Annotated in this window: 15 protein-coding genes; 2 read left to right on the top strand and 13 right to left on the bottom strand. The window is 52.1% G+C overall.

All coding sequences use genetic code 11. The features are described 5' to 3' along the window. Positions 1-70: 70 nt before the first annotated feature. The 7 genes from CJA_RS00070 to CJA_RS00040 all read right to left on the bottom strand — a co-directional run bounded on the left by CJA_RS00070 (position 71) and on the right by CJA_RS00040 (position 6,066). Positions 71-919 carry a transglutaminase-like domain-containing protein gene (locus CJA_RS00070; RefSeq protein ID WP_012485699.1) on the bottom strand — a complete coding sequence of 283 codons (849 nt, stop codon included), beginning with the start codon at positions 917-919 and terminating at the stop codon, positions 71-73. Next, complete coding sequence (locus CJA_RS00065; RefSeq protein WP_012485698.1) at positions 906-1,754, bottom strand: rhodanese-like domain-containing protein; 849 nt, start codon at positions 1,752-1,754, stop codon at positions 906-908. Before CJA_RS00065 ends, CJA_RS00070 begins: the two co-directional genes overlap by 14 nt. A 201-nt stretch (positions 1,755-1,955) precedes the next feature. After that, on the bottom strand, positions 1,956-2,411 hold the full coding sequence (locus CJA_RS00060) for a nuclear transport factor 2 family protein (protein ID WP_012485697.1): 456 nt from the start codon (positions 2,409-2,411) through the stop codon (positions 1,956-1,958). Positions 2,412-2,419: 8 nt separating this feature from the next. Beyond that, positions 2,420-2,860, bottom strand: coding sequence for a cyanase (cynS, locus tag CJA_RS00055; RefSeq protein ID WP_012485696.1), 441 nt, complete (start codon positions 2,858-2,860; stop codon positions 2,420-2,422). Positions 2,861-2,871: 11 nt separating this feature from the next. Next, positions 2,872-3,789: an ABC transporter ATP-binding protein gene (locus CJA_RS00050; RefSeq protein WP_012485695.1), complete on the bottom strand. Its 918-nt coding sequence runs from the start codon at positions 3,787-3,789 to the stop codon at positions 2,872-2,874. A 4-nt stretch (positions 3,790-3,793) separates the two neighbouring features. Next, positions 3,794-4,621, bottom strand: a complete 828-nt coding sequence (gene ntrB / locus CJA_RS00045) for a nitrate ABC transporter permease (protein WP_012485694.1) — start codon at positions 4,619-4,621, stop codon at positions 3,794-3,796. Positions 4,622-4,623: 2 nt separating this feature from the next. After that, a complete protein-coding gene (locus tag CJA_RS00040) occupies positions 4,624-6,066 on the bottom strand; it encodes a CmpA/NrtA family ABC transporter substrate-binding protein (protein ID WP_012485693.1) in 1,443 nt (480 codons plus the stop codon). Positions 6,067-6,338: 272 nt separating this feature from the next. On the opposite strand from CJA_RS00040, the gene CJA_RS00035 reads away from it, so the two are divergent. Next, positions 6,339-7,898 carry a sigma-54 interaction domain-containing protein gene (locus tag CJA_RS00035; RefSeq protein WP_238526797.1) on the top strand — a complete coding sequence of 520 codons (1,560 nt, stop codon included), beginning with the start codon at positions 6,339-6,341 and terminating at the stop codon, positions 7,896-7,898. Between the two features lie 57 nt (positions 7,899-7,955). On the opposite strand, the gene CJA_RS00030 is transcribed toward CJA_RS00035, so the two are convergent. After that, positions 7,956-9,941: a PKD domain-containing protein gene (locus tag CJA_RS00030; protein WP_012485691.1), complete on the bottom strand. Its 1,986-nt coding sequence runs from the start codon at positions 9,939-9,941 to the stop codon at positions 7,956-7,958. Positions 9,942-10,599: 658 nt separating this feature from the next. Here CJA_RS00030 and CJA_RS00025 point away from each other — a divergent pair. Further along, complete coding sequence (locus CJA_RS00025) at positions 10,600-13,383, top strand: alpha-amylase family glycosyl hydrolase (RefSeq protein WP_012485690.1); 2,784 nt, start codon at positions 10,600-10,602, stop codon at positions 13,381-13,383. A 153-nt stretch (positions 13,384-13,536) separates the two neighbouring features. On the opposite strand, the gene CJA_RS19515 is transcribed toward CJA_RS00025, so the two are convergent. From CJA_RS19515 to dnaA, 5 genes are all read right to left on the bottom strand, one after another. Then, on the bottom strand, positions 13,537-13,710 hold the full coding sequence (locus tag CJA_RS19515; protein WP_012485689.1) for a hypothetical protein: 174 nt from the start codon (positions 13,708-13,710) through the stop codon (positions 13,537-13,539). Between the two features lie 129 nt (positions 13,711-13,839). Continuing rightward, positions 13,840-16,260 (bottom strand): DNA topoisomerase (ATP-hydrolyzing) subunit B, encoded by a 2,421-nt coding sequence (gene gyrB, locus CJA_RS00020; protein WP_012485688.1) that lies wholly within the window; start codon positions 16,258-16,260, stop codon positions 13,840-13,842. Between the two features lie 69 nt (positions 16,261-16,329). Next, complete coding sequence (recF, locus tag CJA_RS00015) at positions 16,330-17,427, bottom strand: DNA replication/repair protein RecF (RefSeq protein WP_012485687.1); 1,098 nt, start codon at positions 17,425-17,427, stop codon at positions 16,330-16,332. 33 nt (positions 17,428-17,460) lie between these two features. Then, positions 17,461-18,564 (bottom strand): DNA polymerase III subunit beta, encoded by a 1,104-nt coding sequence (gene dnaN, locus CJA_RS00010; protein WP_012485686.1) that lies wholly within the window; start codon positions 18,562-18,564, stop codon positions 17,461-17,463. Positions 18,565-18,634: 70 nt separating this feature from the next. Then, positions 18,635-20,230 (bottom strand): chromosomal replication initiator protein DnaA, encoded by a 1,596-nt coding sequence (dnaA, locus tag CJA_RS00005; protein ID WP_041551822.1) that lies wholly within the window; start codon positions 20,228-20,230, stop codon positions 18,635-18,637. Between the last annotated feature and the right edge of the window lie 9 nt (positions 20,231-20,239).

The raw sequence follows: 20,239 nt of genomic DNA, 5'->3' as shown, positions 1-20,239 counted from the left end.
TAAATTTTATTCGTCTTTCCTTCCAAGAAAGCAAACTTTATGTTTCTCATAAGCGTCATGGTTTTTAAATTTAGTTAGTCATTAAATGAATTTGTGAGCTATTGGAATAAAATCGCTGGAATTGATTTTCATCAACTATATTTAATGCAATGTAATCACCAGCACTGTTACCAAATTTTCTATTGATTACATCAACTAATACCCATTTTTTACCGTCATAAAATTCTGCCCAGTCGTGGTAGTCTGCAGCATTGATTAATGTGCTTTGGTTAGGTACCCAAAAGCCACTGATTCCCCGTGCAGGAATACCATTGGCACGCGCCAGTGCAACAAACCCATACATAAACTCTGTACAATCACCTTTTTTATTTTTTATCAGGTAGATTGCACCTTTACTATCGGCTGTATAATTGGCTTCGGTAATGTTATTAACCAGCCAGTCATAGATATTTCTTGCTGTTTCTGTTGACGTCTTTCCCTTTAATTGAAACGCGAGATCTTTGATTTCCGAGGCTTCAGTTTCTATATATTGTTGGGATTGCAAATAATCGTTAATATTGCCTGATTCAGTATCCGGCTTATCCGTTAAATCCAGAGCCAAGGTTAAATCAATAATTTTTGTGGAGAATGGAGAAAAATTTTCAATTAAAAAGTAGACCGATTGACGACCAGAATTATTAACCAGCTGATATTCATGGGATGATTTTATAGATTTAATAGTCTGAATCCCTTTAATTTCCATGGGAATGACAGCTGTAAACTGATAATCATTAATAGGTTTTCCAGAATCATTTTTGACAGCATAGTTAAAGCGCAAGAGTTTTTGCGTAGAAACGTAAGGCTCCTTGTCCAGGAAAAAATATAATCCTGTAAAAAAAATTAGTATTAGACAAATGATCACATAATTATTTTTGCGCACAGAAATTAACCTCCTGCGGCGCATTGCGTGCATAGTCTATGAGCTTGTTATGTCTTAACTGGGAAAGTAATGCTTTTGGACCATCGTTAAGAATGTAAAGATTTGGCAGATACTGATTAATATCCAGCGCATTAAGATCGTCTTTAGTTCCTAGATAAACGACGGGGTCATAGCCCCCATTGCTGGAGCTGACCACAATGTTGGATAGCTCAGAGAACTTGTTTGTCTCCAGGGTTTTGTGCTCATCAAATCCCAGCTCTTCTAACTGCCTGGATATAGCCGCTGTAGCAGCAACAAGTAAAATACGTCCATTAAAATATTCATAGACAACATCTTTTGCCGATACAAACTGATTTCTTTGTGCGGTTTTTCTATGGGTGGCGTTATACCATTGAGGAATTCCACCCACCAGGATTTTAACTGAGGTAAACCCTGCTTGTTTCAGGGTTGTGCAGATTGAGGCCTGTTGAACTCGACTGAATCCTTCGTCCAGTAATAATAAAGGTCGATTGGCTAGAAAATCTTTTAGCTTTAGCTCATCAACCGATATATTCCAGGAATCCTTGAGCGGGATAACAGGGTTAGTACGTATATCAACTAATTGATAACGTTTAAGGTTTTTTGAAATTGTCGGAAAATCTGTCAGGCAGGAATAGTCATGGCTTACACCACGACTCTTAAAAAAACGCTCGAATTTTGATAGGTATTCTGGTGATGCTGCACATTCAGCCTGGGGCTCCGGCATTTGATCAGCTTGTGCAACATAGCACAGGCTGAACAACACCAGACCTAATACTGCCCTGCTCCAATCACAGATTAGATTACGAGTCGCCACGAGGAGATCCTTTTGTCCATCGGCTAATTATCAAATAACAATAATCAATATTGGCGCGAACTATATTCATCTGTTGCGCATAAATCAACATGCCATATCGTTGTTTTTCTAATCCTCCAGGTAATTATTTATCGCGTCATACGGAACATAGGTTATAGTCATTATTCCTTTATTTAATAAAAATTCTTTTATAACAATGACTTAAATAATCCTTCGATCTTCTTTTCCTATCACCACATCATTAATACTCGCAAAGCGCCGTTGCATTAAACCGTTTTCGGCGAATTCCCACATTTCATTGCCGTAGGAGCGGAACCATTGGCCGGTGTGGTCGTGCCATTCGTATTCAAAGCGCACGGCGATGCGGTTGTCGGTGAATGCCCAGAGGCTTTTCCTTAGGCGATAGCCTTGTTCTTTTTGCCATTTGGCGCGCAGGAAATTTACGATGGCGGTACGGCCCGTGAAAAACTGGTCGTGGTTGCGCCATTCGCTGTCGGGAGTGTAGGCCAGGGCGACGCGTTCCGGATCGCGGCTGTTCCAGGCGTCTTCGGCGGCCTGCACTTTTTGGCGGGCAGTTGCTTCGGTGAACGGCGGCAACGGCGGTTTGGGATCAACCGCCGCCAGGTCCACCACACCGGTTGGTGTGGGTGTAGTCATGGCAATGATTACCAGGCTTTGTAGGGCAGGAATTTGCCATTGAGGTTGATGATAACGCGATCGCCTTTGGGGTTTTCCTCTTTGCCGATCTCCATGGAGAAATCAATCGCACTCATAATGCCATCGCCAAATTTTTCGTGGATGATTGCTTTCATGGTGGGGCCGTAAACACCGATCATTTCATAGAGGCGATAAATCAGCGGATCCTGTGGAATTGTGTGTTCCCAACTTTTGCTGGGGCATTGCATTAATGCCGCCTTGGCCGTTTCGGGCAAGTCGAATACTTTGCACAGGGCTTCGGCTTTATCGGCCGGTGCAGAGTTCATCCCCAGGCAAACCGAGGTTGTCCATACCGGCGACATGCCGATGCTGGCAGCTACGCCTTCCCAGGTCAGGTTCATTTTTTGTTTGGCGATGACAATGGCTTCTACAACGTCTTGCTTTTTCATGATGAGTCCTCTCAGGCATTAACAACGTGAATGGAAGGTGCAGGCTTTGCACCTTCCTGTTCACCGGTGGTTTTAACATCGGGGGCAGTAAATTCCATATGAATTGGATTGACTGTTTGGGGAAATGCTGTGTTGTCTGCAGTGCGTAAATTCTTTGAGCGCGTGACCAGGAAATCCACCAGGTGATTGCGAATTTGGTAATAGCCGGGATGGTGGATAATATCGGCGCGCTGGCGTGGGCGCGGTAAATCCACCACTACCGATTCGGCAATGACTGCACCCGGGCCATTGCTCATCAGCAAAATCCGATCGGCGAGCAAAATGGCCTCGTCAATATCATGGGTGATCATAAATACGGTTTGCCTGGTCTCGGCACAAATGTTCATCAATTCATCCTGAATCACACCGCGTGTTAGTGCATCCAATGCGCCAAAGGGCTCATCAAGCAGCAGCAACTTGGGTTGGGTGGCAAAGGCGCGCGCGATAGAGACGCGCTGGCGCATACCGCCGGATAATTGCGCGGGCTTGCGCTGCTCTACGCCTTTTAAGCCAACCATCTGTAAATAGCGCAAACTGTGCTGGTGGATTTGCGCGTTGCTCCACTGGGGCCAGCGGGCGCGCACACCGAAGATCACATTGTCGAGCGCACTCAGCCAGGGCAAGAGCGAATAATTTTGAAAGACCACCCCGCGCTCCAGGCTGGGGCCGCTGACCTCCCTGCCATCCATAATCACCACGCCCTCACTGGGCGTATCCAAACCGGCGAGGGTATTCATGATGGTGGATTTACCGCAGCCGGAGTGACCGATGATGCACACAAACTCGCCTTTCTCGAGGGTGAAATTGGCATTTTCAAACACCGTCAGGGTTTCACTTTTGCTGACAAAACGCTTGGCGAGTTGCTGTACTTGCAGAAAGGATTGGCCCATACCATTACTCCTCGTACTGAACCAGCCTGGTGACAGCGGTAAGTGCCAGATCCAGCAACATACCCACCAGGCCAATCATTAAAATGGAAAAGATCACACTGGTTAAATCCAGGTTGTTCCATTCATTCCACACGTAGTAACCAATTCCGGTTCCACCCACCAGCATTTCGGCGGCGACAATCACCAGCCAGGCAATACCGATGGAAATACGCATGCCGGTTAAAATGGTTGGCGCTGCCGCTGGCAAAATAACGGTAAAGGCCGTGCGCAAGGGTGAAAGCTCGTGGGTACGCGCCACATTAATCCAGTCCTCGCGCACATTGGCTACACCAAAAGCCGTGTTGAGCAACATAGGCCAGATGGAACAAATAAAAATCACAAAGATGGCCGAGGTTTCCGAATCCTTGATGATGAATAGTGCCAGCGGCATCCAGGCCAGTGGCGATATAGGGCGCAATACTTGGATATAGGGATTGAGTGCACGGTACATCAGCGGCGACATGCCAATTAAAAACCCAACAGGAATGGCAATGAACAGCGCGAGTGAAAAACCGGTAAGCACCCGGTAAATCGAATAGCCCAGTTGGATACCTATGCCTTTGTCGTTGGGGCCGGCATCGTAGAAGGGATTGCTCAATTGTTCCCAGGCGCGCTGGATAATGGCCGACGGCGGCGGCACCCGCGCCTCTTGCGCAGCACCGCCCATCAGCAATTCATATTCGGATTGTGCTTCGCTAACAGCCGGGGGCTGTACCGCTATTTCCCAAATTCCCAACACCACCACTAACAGGGAAATGGAAAGCAGCAGCGCTCGCAGGTTGAGTGAGTGCATGCCTAGGTTCTCCGGATGGTGAAGCTGTTGATATAGTCATCCGGCTTGGTGACATCGAACTCTTTGCCCATGATGAAATAATTTTTGTTAGTGCCGCTGGGCACCGGGTAGCCCAGCTCTTTCAGCACTTTTTCGCAGTCGCTGGCGAGATACACTTGGCGCGCGATGGTCTGGTAATCCACATTGCCTTTGATGTAACCCCAGCGTTTCATTTGGGTGAGAATCCACACCGCCATGGAGTGCCAGGGGAAGGGATCAAAATCGATGCGATCGGGTACATGTTTCACCTCACCCAAACCATCGGCATAGCGGCCCAGCAACACCTGTTCGATCACCGGCACCGGTTGGTTGAGGTAATTGGCCGGCGCAATGGCGGCGGCAATGTCTTTGCGGTTTTCCGTTTTGGAAGAATAGTGTGTCGCCTCTACAATCGATTTGAGCAAGGCACCGTAGGTGTTCGGATGGGTTAGTGCAAATTCCTGGCTACAGGCAAAGGCGCAGCAGGGATGGCCGTCCCAGAGATCCTTGGTAAGCGTATGGATAAAGCCGACTTTTTCCCACACAGCACGCTGGTTAAAAGGATCGGGTGAGAGATAGCCATCGAGGTTGCCTGCGCGCAAATTGGCAACCATTTCCGGCGGCGGTACCACGCGGATTTGAATATCCTTGTCCGGGTCTAACCCATGTTCAGCCACGTAATAGCGCAGCAAAAAATTGTGCATGGAATATTCGAACGGCACACCGAATTTAAATCCTTTCCACTGCTTGGGATCGCGTTTGTCCTTGTGATCCACATGCAGCACAATGGCTTGGCCATTGATATTTTCCACGGCGGGCATAATGAAATTTTTAGCGGTGGAGCCTATCCCCAAGCTCATCGCCAGGGGCATGGGTGTGAGCATATGGGATGCGTCATATTCACCCGCCAGGGATTTATCCCGTGCAACAGCCCAGCCGGCGGTTTTGATAACTTCCACCTCCAGGCCATGTTTGGCATAAAAACCCATGGGGTGGGCCATAATGATCGGCGTGGCGCAGGTGATGGGAACAAAACCGACATTGAGTTTTTTCTTTTCCAAGGGGCCACCCGCTTCCTTGGCGGCCGCTTTGATAGCGCCCATGGGCAGTACCGAGGAAAGTGCGGCGGCCAGGGTGCCGCCGCCAACAGCGCGAATAAAACGGCGGCGACTGTGATCATCCTGGCCGAACACAGCGCGCACAATGGTATTTTCAATAGCGCGATCCATCACCTCTTCCGCACTTTGGAATTCACACGGGTGTGCGTTGCTTTCCCGGTGCGTTGAAGACTGGTCTGCCTGTTGCTCCAGCGCTTGCGAATAGGTGCGTTCATCACCGGCAAAACGACAGCTGTCGCAACGACAACGTTTGCTGTGGATTAATGACACCTCACTCTGGTATGGATCACCCAAACTCTTATTGCTCATAACGCCCCCTTTTCAGGCATGCGCGCACCAGCAGATGGCGACGGCGCACAGTGGTGAAAAATCTGAAACTCGCGTTGTCTTGCTGCCAAGTACTATTGCGAGCACTGTGCCAATGCAGGTTATGTCGTGTAATACCTTGATTTGGCGGAAAATTTTTCCTAGAGGGCAATGCAATATCCATCACGACTTTTCGTGATTCACGAAATATCGTCAGACCTGGCACGATTTTTCGTTGTATCGCCCCGGATTCCTGTCTGCACAGAGGACACACCGTGAGCGATACCCTTGCTTCCATGCCATCGCACCCTTGCCCGGCGAACCACAACCGCTTGCCAATCCCGGCCATTACCCAGGTGTTCCAGGAGTTCGCCCAGCAAAACCAGTTATTGCTCAATGCCGCTGGCGAGGGGATTTACGGTGTGGATGCCGAGGGCCGCGCCACCTTTGTGAATCCGGCGGCGGAGCGAATCCTCGGCTGGAAGGCGGAAGCGTTGATCGGCCACAATATCCACCTGGCGATCCACCACAGCCATACCGATGGCTCGGATTACTGTGTGCAGGATTGCCCCATCTTTGCCGCCTTTCGCGATGGCAGTGTGCGGCGTGTTGACGATGAAGTTTTCTGGTGCCGCGATGGCCACCCGGTTCCGGTGGAGTACACCAGTACCCCGGTGTATGACCAGGGCAAACTGGTCGGCGCTGTGGTTATTTTCCGCGATGTCTCCGAGCGCAAAAGTGCGGAGACCCGCTTGCGCTCCACTATGGAGGAATTGCGCCAGGCACTGGAACAGGTAGAGCATTTGAAACATAAACTGGAATTGGAAAATGCCTATTTGCAACAGGAAATCAGCGAGGGCTTTAATTCACACCACATTGTCGGGCGCAGCCCGGCGGTACAACAGATCAATTACCAGATCCAGTTGGTCGCCCCTACGGTGGCCACTGCGTTGATTACCGGGGAATCGGGAACCGGAAAGGAATTAATTGCGCGCGCTATCCACCGCGCCAGTGAGCGCAACCAGCGCCCATTGATTCGCGTCAATTGCGCGGCTATTCCACCGGAATTATTTGAAAGCGAGTTTTTCGGCCATGTGCGCGGCGCTTTTTCCGGTGCGGTGAGCGCGCGCCTGGGCCGCTTTGAAGTGGCCGATGGCGGCACTTTGTTTCTCGATGAAATTGGCGAGTTGCCGCTGGCATTGCAGGGTAAGTTATTGCGCGTGTTACAGGATGGAGAATTTGAACGGGTAGGTGAATCCATTACCCGCAAGGTGGATGTCCGCGTTATTGCGGCCACCAACCGCGATTTAAAACAACGGGTAGAACAGGGTTTATTCCGCGAAGATTTATATTTTCGTTTAAATGTTTTTCCCATCCGCTCCGCTCCCTTGCGCGAGCGCCTGGAAGATATTCCGCTATTGGTTACCCATTTTTTAAAAGCTACCTGCCAGCGCTTCCACAAACCCGAATTAAAAATTTCCCTGGCGCAAATCCAGCGCTTGCAGGAATACCACTGGCCGGGAAATATCCGCGAACTGGAAAATCGTATCGAGCGCCAGGTGATTGTCAGCCAGGGCGATAAATTAATCCTGGATGACCTGCCCTCACCCGCCAGCCATATTGAACATCCTGGCCAGTCATCAGCACCATGCCTGACCGAGCAGGATTGCCGCCAGGTCCAATACCAGGCGACTGTCGATGCCCTGCGCAAAACCGGGGGAAAAATTTACGGCGAGGAAGGCGCTGCGCAGTTACTGGGCATCAAACCGACAACCCTCGCTTCACGCCTGAAAAAGTGGGGCATTGGCAAACAGGTTTTTTCGGCGCAGGGATGATTTTTGAGATGGTTTCCATAAACCAACCGGGGCCTGGCGCTCCGGTTGGTTCGGATCTTACAAACAGGATTGACCTCCCAGGTGCGGAACCGGGTGAGGATTATTGCTACTCAAGATTTGGAATCCCACTTCGGCAAAACTGCCAGGATTAATGGTGGCGTTCCAGGCAACACTGCTGACCTTTACCGGGCTGGCACCACTCAAGGTACCGTTCCAGCTACTACTTATCTGCTGGTTAGCGGCCAGTGTTATTTCAGCCTCCCAACCGGATACCGGTGCATTGCTATCGTTGTAAACACGCAGCCAACCGGTGAACCCCGAATTCCAGCTGCTGGTGATTTTAAATTCACAGCGGGTGGGGCCAGGTTCAGGTTGCGGGCCGGTGCTATAGGAACGGGATGCCTGCCAGTCCAGGGTTTTGCTGCTGGTGTTTACTCCATCGCTTACGTGCAGGGTAATGGTGTAATAACCACTCTCGGTATAGTTATGGGCAAAGTTGGTGTTGGTCGATACCGGCGAACTGCTGCCATCGCCCCAATCGATGCGGTAACTGAGCGGGCTGTTTTCCGGATCGCTGCTTCCGGCCGCCGAACAGCGTGTCGTGTAAGTGTAGTAGGCGATGCCATTTTCAAAATCATCGCCAATGACCAACTGTTCTGTACAACTGAGTGCCGCCACCGGTGGCAGGTTCTCGCCTCCGTTATCGCCGGCTTCTATCTGGATAACCTGGGAGACGCGGTTGCTCATCATTCCACCATTGGCATAAAGCTCGATGGTGTAGGCCCCAGGTTCGGCATAGGTATGGCTGGTGTAGGTGCCGGTGCCCACAGTGCCATCGCCGAAGTCCCAGCGGAAACTGTCCACGATGCGGGAATTACTGGCATCCAGATAGACCGTCGCACCCTCTATGCGATAGGTGAAATCCGGCAGGGGGCGTGGATCATAGTAGGTACAGGGCAAGGTGCCGGCCGTTTCCTGGCGGGTATCGCCCAATTCACCGTCGAATACCGTCAGGGTAACCAGTCCATTCACGACCGTGCCGGAACTGCGCTGGTTGCCTACCAAAGGGCCTGAACCAAAATCCCAGGTGTAAGTGAGGCTGTCGCCGTCGATATCCGCCGATCCACCGCCATTGACCGATACCTGGGAGCCATAGCCATAGTGGGAGAAGATGGCGACAGGTGCGCGGTTAGCCCCCGGCTCACCCACTGTGACTTCGCGGGTTTGCACATGGCTCAATTGGCCATCACCGACCGTCTGGGTAATGGTGTAGGTACCCGGGGTTTTGTAGGTATGCCAGGCATCCGGGTAAGCGATCCTGGTGCCATCGCCAAAATCCACCAGGTAGCGAAGGTTATCCCCATCCGGGTCATGGGCGTTAATGGTCAGCACATGGACACTGGCACCCTTAACGGTAGTGGCAAAATCCGCTACCGGTGGCTGGTTGGCAGCCGGGGAGGAAGAAACAACGCCGGGCGGGATAATCCGGCACACCGGTTGCGGCTGGCCGGAGCCACTATGGTTAAAGATGGCGCCAAACTCTACTGTTCCGCCGGGCGCAACCAGCCCATTCCAGCCCAGGTTGCCAAAGGTGACGCTATTGGCTGTTGTCTCCAGGTGCTGGACATTCCAGGCTGACCCCAAACTGATACCGGGGTTTTCTACGGCCAGTTTCCATCCTTCCACCGGGGTCGCACTGTTGTTTTTAACAATCACGCTGGCCTGGTAGGCACTATTCCAACTGTTAGTCACATTCAGGGTGCAGGTCAGTGCATAGGCTTGTGCACTGCTTGTCTGGCCTGAGGATGAAACCGAGGAATAACCGCAATACCCGGAGCTGCTACCCGGCCGAGAACTGCTCCCATTGGGGTTTGAGGAAGCCGATTGGCTTGCCGGTGAGCTGCTGACTGCCACGGATGAGTTTTGTGCAGAGGTGGAAACTGCGGATGAACTGGCATAGCTTGCCGAGGCAATCCCGAGGCACAGGGCCAGGGACAGACCCGACAGGGACAGGCTGCCCAAACAGGGACGATGTAATGACATAAGCACTCCTTACGATTATGTAAATTGCGATATAGGAAATATGGCGGCTTTCCTGCAAACAAATGCGGAGCGATAGCAAAACGGAACTTCACGATAGCCGTTATCCAACTCCCGGAAACCAGCCAGGGATGGTGTGTCGGGCAAAGGGCCCGACAAGTTCTCTCTTCTCTGTTGAGTGGTTATTTTTTAGTGTTGTGCGCCGGGGGGAGTCTAGAGCGCCGGGAAAACCTTGGCAAAAGCCCAGGTGTATACCCACGCCAAAAGTTGAATTTTGCTGCATACGTATTCAAAAACTGCATACGTATGCAGCTAATTGTCGATATTACCGCCAGGAGGCTAGTGTACTTGCGCACTTTTGTGGCGCCCCAGCGTGGCCCTGTGTCGGCAGCCCTGCCACCCAGGCCCTAACCATCCGGACTCCAGTCCTGCCCGGGAATCCACAGAGGAAAACGGCATAACAAGAATAAGCCGTGTGAGTGGTAAAGCGGCGGGATCACCGCAGTTTCCTGCAATGTTTAGCCAAGCAACCCGTGCAGTTCCCTGTTGCGTGTAGCGCTTTGCGTTTGTTGCGTGCAACCCCTTGTTAAAAGGCGGTTTAAACGCCTTTTGCAGTTCCCAATAACAATAACCCTGGAAACCTCCTCAGGTTGGAGTCTGTATGAAAACGTTCCTCAAACTGGCAATCCTGGCAGCGCTTTGGCTCAGCCAGGGTGTTTACGCCGATTGGTATTTCCGCGGTACCCCCAATAACTGGGCTACCACCGCGATGACCGCCACCAGCAGCACCCAATTCACCACCTGCCAAACTTTCGGCGCGGCCAGTACCAACCCGCGCTTTAAGATAGATCGCCTGGGTGACTGGTCCGAAAGTTATCCCAGTGCCGATTACACAGTAACGGCAAACCAGTCCTACAACATCCAGTTCAACAGCAGTACCAAGGCCATCAGCATCCAGGCTGTCAGCAATTGTGACAGTATCGGATTTACCCAGAATTTCGCGTCGCTTTATTTCCGCGGTACACCCAATAGCTGGGGTACGACCGCCATGGCCCTGGTCGCCAATAACACCTGGACTGTCCAGGTCACCTTTGATGGCCAGGCTAACCAGCGTTTTAAATTTGATGTTACCGGTAACTGGGCAACCAATTACGGCGACAGCAATAACGATGGCGTACTCAACCAAAATGGCAGCGATATCTACACCAGCCTGGTGGGCACCTATCAGGTACAGGTCAACGATGCCACCCTCGCCTATAGCCTGACGCCTGTTACCGCTAACTCTTCTTCCAGCAGCAGCACCCTGTCATCCAGCAGTAGCAGCCAGGTCAGCAGCTCCAGTTCCAGCACCGCTGCCGATAGCTGGTATTTCCGCGGCACACCCAATAACTGGGGCTCTACCGCCATGGCCCTGGACAATGGCCTGTACTGCACCCAGCAGACCTTTGGCGCGGCCAGCACCAACCCGCGCTTCAAGATCGATCACTACGCCAATTGGACTGAAAGCTATCCGAGTAGCGATTACCTCGTAAGCGCCGATACCAGCTACAAGATCTGCTTTAACGCCGGCACCAAAGCCATCACCCTGACTAACCTGACGAGTTCCAGCGCAAGCAGTTCTTCTTCCTCCAGCCAAGCCAGCAGTGCCACCAGTTCAGTGATCAGCGGCGATTTCCGCAGCGAGACGATTTACTTCCTGCTCACCGCCCGTTTCTACGATGGCGATGCCAACAACAACTACTACAACCGCGATCGCTACAAAGCGGGTGATCCCCACTGGCGCGGCGACTTTAAAGGGTTGATTGAAAAACTCGATTACATCAAGGACCTGGGCTTTACCGCGATTTGGGTAACACCGCCGGTGGAAAATCGCTCCGGCCTGGATTACCACGGCTACCACGCCTATGACTTCTACAAGGTGGATCCGCGCCTGGAATCACCCGGTGCTGGCTATCAGGAATTCATTAATGCCGCCCATGCCAAGGGTCTGAAAGTCATCCAGGATGTGGTGATCAACCACTCCAGCCAGTACGGCCTGCGCGGCCAGGTGTGGATCGACCATCTGCCGATCAAATACTACGTGCCCGCCGGCGGCACCCAGGGCCAGGTGGTTAACGGCCCCTACCTGGGCAACCTGGGCGATTACAAGAGCGAATTCCGCGACGATAACGATAACCCGGTAGCCCCCGCCTGGTTCCGCGAGCGCCACACGTCCGATGCGGCCGGCACTGTGCCCCTGGTCGACCCCAAAACCGGTGCCACCGTGCCCCAGGCCGGCTATAACCCCAACCGTTTCTTCGGCATAGACGCCACCACCCTCGACCCCAACTGGTATCACCAGGATGGCTTTATGTCCGGTGGCGATTGGGAAAGCCCGCTGGCGCTGCAGAAGAAACATATGGCAGGTGATTGTATCGACCTGGCCACCGGTCGCCAGAATGTCAAGGATTACCTCAACGGCGCCATCCGTATGTACCTGGATATGGGTGTCGACGCGATTCGCATCGACACGGTGAAACACGTGGAACGCAATGAATTGCTCACCTATGTCAACAACTGGAAAGCGCACAAACCCGGCCTGTTTGTATTCGGTGAGAACCTGGTAAAAGGCACCGGCTTCGGTTCCGAAATCGCCAGTGACAACGCCAGTGCAGTCATTCGCCCCTGGTGGTACACCCGCACCACCAGCGACCCGGCCAACCCCAATGGCGGCGGCGATTCCGGTTTCTCGGTATTGGATTTCTCGGTCTTTTCCACCTTCCGCGATAACGTAACGCGCGGCCACTTCGGCGGTATCGGCGGTGTGCTCGCCATGGACTGGGTGTACGGCGATGCCACCCAACTGGTGACGTTCTTCCAAAACCACGATGTGGGCCCGGATAACGACTTTAAATACCGTTACGGCGGCGCCCAAGGTAATGCCGCCATGGCCTACAACCTGTTGTGGACCAACCGCGGTATCCCGACCCTCTACTACGGCGAGGAAATCATGTTCCAGGGCGGCCTGCCGCAGGACATTGCCGGTAACAACGACACCATCGACCAGACCGGCCGCGCCTACTTTGGCCCGCACCTGGATAACCTGGCTACCACCCAGGCCCACCCGCTCTACCAGCACATCAAGCGCCTGAACCAGATCCGCAAAGCAGTTCCCGCCTTGCAGAAAGCGCCGACAACCCAGGTTAATGAATGGGGTGCCGGTATGAGCTTTGTGCGCGACCTCTACAGCCAGGGCAGCTATGCCGTGGTCGGTTTGGCCAGCAGCAGCGACCAGTCTGTCAGTGTCAGCGGTGTGCGCAACGGCACCTATCGCGATGCGGTGACCGGCAATACGGTCACCGTTAACAACGGTACTTTAAGCTTCACGGTAAAAGCCTACTCGGCCGGTATCTATGTGCTGAATGGCCCGGGCAAGATCGGTGTGGACGGCAGCTTCCTGCGCTAGGTTGCGGATAGCAAAACGCCAGGGAGAGCGGAATCGCCGGATACCAATCCAACCTGTATAAATCCAACCTGCGAAAAAGGGGAGCCGCAGCTCCCCTTTCCAATAACACATTATTTACAACTGACTGTGCAATCTACCGGAAGACCTGCAATATCAAGCCTTGGGTTTCTCATCCTTACTGGCAGCGCGCCTATCGCCCTTACGGCGATCCTCATTTACATGGGCAGGTAATCCCCGGTCGCGCTTGCGACGGTCATCACCATCGCGTTCTTCCAGCACATCCTCCAGCTGACTCAACAATACTTTGGTTACACGCTTCTCGCTCATTCTTATCTTTCACCTGCAGGTCAATGATTACCAGGGCCTGTACAGGCCCCAAATACTTCTCTCGCTAACAAAGCCCGCAGAGTATAGACCATTGCTTAAATTTCAATCGTAAAAATGTGCCACAAATCCTTATACATCCAGGTTGGCCACGGCCAGGGCATTGGTTTCAATAAAGTCGCGGCGCGGCTCTACCTGGTCGCCCATTAAAGTGGTGAAAATTTGATCAGCTGTAATAGCATCCTGGATGGTTACCCGCAGCATACGGCGGGTTTCCGGGTTCATGGTGGTTTCCCATAATTGTTCGGGGTTCATTTCACCCAGACCTTTATAGCGCTGGATGTTGTAGCCCTTGCGCGATTCCTTCATTAACCATTCCAGGCCTTCGGCAAAGCTGGCAATAGTTTGCTTGCGCTCGCCGCGCTGCACATAGGCCCCTTCTTCAATCAGGGTTTCCAATTCCTCGCCCAGGGCAACAATTTGTGCGTATTCGCCCGATGCAAAGAAGTCATGGTTGAAGGGGTAATGGGTTGAAATACCGTGGGCGATAATTTCCACCTCGGGCAGGAACAGGTGGCGCTCCTGGTCTTCGCGCACACTAATGATGTACTTCTGGCTGCCGTCGCGCGCATCCAGGCTAAAGCGAGCCAGCAATTGGTCACACCACTGCTGGATATGGCCCTGGTCAGCCAGGTGCTCAGCGCGCAGTGATGGCATATAAATCATCTTTTCCAACACATCTGCCGGGTATAGACGCGACAGGCGCTCAATAGTCGCCATCACTTTGCGGTACTGCTGTACCAGCTTTTCCAGGGCCTCACCGCTGATTCCCGGGGCAGTCAGATTCACATGCAGGCTTGAGCCATCCAGGGCTGCCTGGGTGAGGAATTCGGTCATGGCCGCTTCGTCTTTCAGGTATTGCTCCTGCTTACCCTTGGCAATCTTGTACAGCGGCGGCTGGGCGATATAGATATGGCCGCGTTCAATCAGCTCACGCATTTGACGGAAGAAGAAGGTCAGTAACAGGGTGCGGATGTGCGAACCGTCCACATCGGCGTCGGTCATGATAATGATGCTGTGGTAGCGCAGTTTTTCCGGGTTGTAATCTTCTTTGCCGATACCGCAGCCCAGGGCGGTAATCAGGGTACCGACTTCGGCAGAGGACAGCATCTTGTCGAAGCGGGCCTTTTCCACGTTAAGGATCTTACCTTTCAGCGGCAGGATCGCCTGGGTTTTGCGCGCACGGCCCTGCTTGGCAGAACCACCGGCAGAGTCACCCTCCACCAGGTAGAGTTCGGACAATGCCGGGTCTTTTTCCTGGCAGTCAGCCAGTTTGCCGGGCAAACCGGCAATATCCAGCGCACCTTTACGGCGGGTCATTTCACGCGCCTTACGCGCAGCCTCACGGGCGCGTGCAGCGTCGATCATCTTGCCTACCACTGCCTTGGCATCATTGGGGTTTTCCAGCAGATAGGAGGAAAAATGCTCTGCCATCTCCTGCTCTACCGCCGTTTTTACCTCGGAAGACACCAGCTTGTCTTTGGTTTGGCTGGAGAATTTGGGGTCGGGTACCTTTACCGAAATAATCGCTGTTAAGCCTTCGCGGGCATCGTCACCAGTGGTGGCTACCTTGGCGTTTTTACCAATACCTTCTTTTTCGATATAGGTATTCAGCAGGCGGGTTAAGGCCGCACGGAAACCGGCCAGGTGGGTACCGCCATCGCGCTGGGGGATATTGTTGGTATAACAGAACAGGTTTTCTTGGAAGGAATCGTTCCACTGCAGGGCCACTTCAACCCCTATGCCATCTTCACGACCGCTGGCAACAAAGTGCACCATCTTATTAATGGTGGTTTTGTTTTTATTGAGGTGTTCCACAAAGGCTTTCAGGCCACCTTCGTATTGGTAGATCTCCTCTTTACCGCTGCGTTCATCCTTTAACACGATACGCACGCCCGAGTTAAGGAATGATAGCTCGCGCAGGCGCTTGGCCAGAATATCGTACTGGAATTCAATATTGGTAAAGGTTTCCGCTGAGGGTTTGAAGTGGATTTCAGTACCGGTAGTTACCGAATCCCCGACTACCGTCAGGGGCGCATCGGGCACACCGTGGCAGTAAATTTGCTCGTGGATTTTGCCTGCGCGGCGGATCGTCAGCTTTAAATACTCTGACAGGGCATTCACTACTGATACACCCACACCGTGTAAACCGCCGGACACCTTGTAGGTGTTATCGTCGAACTTACCACCGGCATGGAGCACCGTCATAATCACTTCAGCGGCAGAGACACCCTCTTCGTGCATATCCACGGGAATACCACGGCCGTTATCACTTACGGAAACCGTTTCATCCGGGTGAATAGTGACGCGTACTTCGGTGCAATAGCCAGCCAGGGCTTCGTCGATGGAGTTATCCACCACCTCAAATACCATGTGGTGCAGGCCAGAACCGTCATCGGTATCACCGATATACATTCCCGGGCGCTTGCGCACCGCATCCAAGCCCTTGAGAACCTTAATACTGGATGAGTCGTAATTGTTCTCTTCTGACATAGCTATTCTCCGCGTTTTATTCGTGTACCAGGTCTTCCCTGGTGCTAAAGGCGTATCCAAAAAGATGTTTTAAGCAGGGCAACTTACCCTACCATGTTCCACGTGGAACATTTTCGGTGTTATCTCCGGCTTATCCAGCCAGCCAGCCAACAATGCTTGCCGTTCAACCCCTGTAATAAATACCTGTGTATCCATACGATAAAGCCAATCCACCAAGCGCTGCCGGTGTTGTTCATCCAGTTCTGCCGGAAGATCATCCACCAGATAAATACATTTACGGCCGGTTACCTGGCTGAATACCAAACCCTGGGCAATTTTGAGCGCGCATACCAGCAGCTTTTGCTGTCCACGAGACAGTATTTCAGCAGCATCCTGGCCGTTTAGGGTTATGCGCAGTTCTGCCCTGTGGCTACCGGCATGGGTAACACCAAGACGTTTATCGCGCTCAAAACTATCCTGTAACACTTGAGCGTAATCCTTGTGTTTATCCCATCCCCGCTGGTAGTGCAGCTCCAGTCCCTCAAGGACGACAAACTCCTGCAATAGCTGCTCAAATACAGGAACAAACAAGGCCATGCATTGCTCTCGAAAGCAGTGGATTTGTTCTGTGAGTTGTACTAACTCCTGGTCCCAAGTGCTTAATTCAAAAGGATCTATTCTATCACGGCGCAAGAGGCTATTGCGGTGTTTCAGACAGCGCTGGAGGGATTTCCATTGTGGATAGAATTGATGTTCCACGTGGAACACCAGCCAATCCATAAATTGGCGACGAACCTTGGGGCTACCTTCGAGCAATAAAAATGTATCTGAATTGATCACCTGTACCGGCAGGAAAATTGCCAGGTCTGCAATAGAACCTACATTGGCTCCATTGGCCTTCAACATCACTTCACCCTGCTGGTTGCGCTGGATACCAATTGGAATTTCCGCCGCATCATCAGCCAATACCCGGCCAAAAATAGTAAAAGCCAGTTGTTGATGACTAATTAAAGGTTTGTGTTTATGGCTGCGGAAAGAGCGCCCTAAGGCAAGGACATTAATGGCTTCCAACAAACTGGTTTTACCGGAGCCATTTAAACCGTAAATAAGATTGACCCTCGACGAGGGTTCTATATCGACGGATTCAAGATTGCGCAGGTGATGAACCCTTAATCGGGCCAAGGACATAACAAAAAGGTTTCAGTAAAAAACCAATGCGCCTTAGAGACGCATTGGCATAACAACATAGAGGGAATCGCTGTTTTCAGGTTCTTCCAACAGGGCACTGGAGTTGGCATCAAGCAGGGTAATTTTGATGTTCTCATTACTGATCACATTGGCAACATCCTGGAGATAGCTCACATTAAAACCTATCTCCAAAGACTCACCGGTGTAATCCACAGTAACCTGTTCTTCCGCTTCTTCCTGTTCCGGGTTATTGGCCACAATGGTCAATACACCATTGGATAACAACAGGCGAACGCCACGATATTTCTCGTTAGAGAGAATTGCGGTACGGGCAAAAGCCTGCTTGAGTTCAAGGCGGGAGCCAATCACTACTTTATTGCCACCGCGCGGCAGTACACGCTCGTATTCCGGGAATTTGCCATCCACCAGCTTGGAGGTGAAGGTGTAATCCACCGAGGTGACACGAATATGGTTCGCACTCAATACCACTTCCACTTGCGCGCTTGAATCATCCAGCAAACGGGATAACTCCAACACACCTTTGCGCGGCAAAATGGCCTGCACAACATCGTCAGTATTCACCGCAATAGCACGGGTGCACATAGCCATGCGGTGACCGTCAGTAGCCACAACCCGCAAGTGATCCTGGCGAACTTCCCACAGCATACCGTTGAGGTAATAGCGAACATCCTGTTGCGCCATAGCAAAGGCAGTGCGTTCAATCAGGCGTTTAACTTCCGCCTGGGCACAACTGAAACGCAGGTTGCCAGGAGCATCTTCTACATTAGGAAAGTCTGAAGCCGGTAAGGTTGAGAGAGTAAAACGGCTGCGACCGGATTTGACCAAAATACGGTTTTCTTCAAGAAAAAACTCAATCGTGGAGCCATCCGGTAGGGATCTGCAGATATCTACCAACTTTCTGGCCGGAACAGTAATCTCCCCCGATTGACCTGCCTGCTCCAGAGTCAGGCGACCAATGATCTCTACTTCCAAGTCAGTACCTGTGAGCGATAATTGGTCGCCTTCCAGTTGAATCAGGACATTGGACAATACCGGCAGTGTCTGACGACGTTCCACCACACCAGCTACCAGTTGCAGGGGTTTTAACAGGGCTTCGCGGGATACGGCAAATTTCATGTGATGGTCTCTTCGCAATTATCTTCCGGGATCGTTATTAACAAGACGCACAAAAAAGCAGGTTTATAAATCATGTTGTCAGAGAACGCAGCAAATTTTTCATATCCTCGCGGATATCGGCAGTCTCTTCCTGCAATTCCTTGATCTTGCGACAGGCGTGTAACACCGTGGTGTGGTCACGGCCGCCAAAAGCTTCGCCAATTTCGGGCAAGCTGTGGTTAGTCAATTCCTTCGCCAGGGCCATGGCCACCTGGCGCGGACGGGCAACAGAACGGCTGCGACGCTTGGAGATCATATCGTTCATTTTGATCTTGTAGTACTCGCACACCACCCGTTGGATATTATCAATACCCACTTGTTTGTCCTGCAGCGCCAGCAAATCCTTCAAAGCCTCGCGCACCAGTTCGACATCGATCGATCGACCGGTAAAGTTGGCACTGGCAATCACCCGTTTTAAAGCGCCCTCAAGGTCGCGCACATTGGCGCGGATACGCTGGGCAATAAAGAAGGCAGCTTCATGGGGCAAGTCGATATTGGCCTGCTCTGCCTTCTTGATCAGGATTGCTACGCGGGTTTCCAATTCCGGCGGCTCTACCGCTACCGTCAATCCCCAGCCGAAACGGGATTTGAGGCGCTCTTCCAAGCCATTGATTTCCTTAGGAAATCTGTCGCAAGTCAGGATAATCTGGCGACCGCCTTCCAGCAGTGAGTTAAACGTATGGAAAAACTCTTCCTGGGAGCGCTCTTTACCGGCAAAAAACTGGATATCGTCAATTAGCAAGGCATCCATAGAGCGGTAATAGCGTTTGAAATCGTTAATAGCGTTGAGCTGCAGGGCTTTCACCATGTCTGCCACAAAGCGTTCTGAATGCAGGTAGACCACCTTGGCATTGGGATTCCTGGCAACCATCGCATTACCCACGGCCTGCATCAAGTGGGTTTTTCCCAAGCCCACACCACCGTAAATAAAAAGAGGGTTGTAGGCACCGCCGGGATTTTCTGCCACCTGGCGCGCCGCTGCCAAACCCAACTGGTTGGACTTGCCTTCCACAAAAGTGGCAAAGGTACAGGCGCTGTTGAGGTAATTACTGTGTTTAAGGCCACCTTCAACTTCCACATCCCCGGTGCGCAGCGTGGCAGATTCGGGTGGCTCTTCATTAAATACAGGGGAGGCCCGTAAAACGCTGCCGGAATCCCGTGCGTTGGCAGCGTTATCAACCACAGTTTCCGCGGCATATTGGACGGCGGCTTCCAGTTCAGGGGCTGATACATCCTGGCGCCCGGCAGCACGTGGAATATAGGTATCAGAACCCGTATTCAAGGCTTCGGTAAAGGATGGAACATCTATCTGGCGCGAAGGCATAACCGCAGGTGATTGGCGAACAGGAGGCGGAAATTGCGGCGGGATCAGTCCGGTGCGCGGCAACACCGCTACCGCCACTTGCAACATACACCCCTGTTGATAGTGGGAGACGAGTTCGCGAATACGCTGGAGGAATTTCTCCGCCACCCAATCACAAATAAAACGGTTGGGCGCTAAAAGGCGCAACTGGTCAGGACCTGCCGACTCATCGATTTGCAATGGCCGAATCCAGGTATTGAACTGCTGCGATGGCAGTTCATCCTGCAAACTGGCGGCACATAATCTCCAAACTGATTGCGGCAAAACAACCAC

It is taken from the genome of Cellvibrio japonicus Ueda107, assembly GCF_000019225.1.
GTDB lineage: Bacteria > Pseudomonadota > Gammaproteobacteria > Pseudomonadales > Cellvibrionaceae > Cellvibrio > Cellvibrio japonicus.
This window is presented reverse-complemented; position numbering and strand designations above follow the sequence as displayed.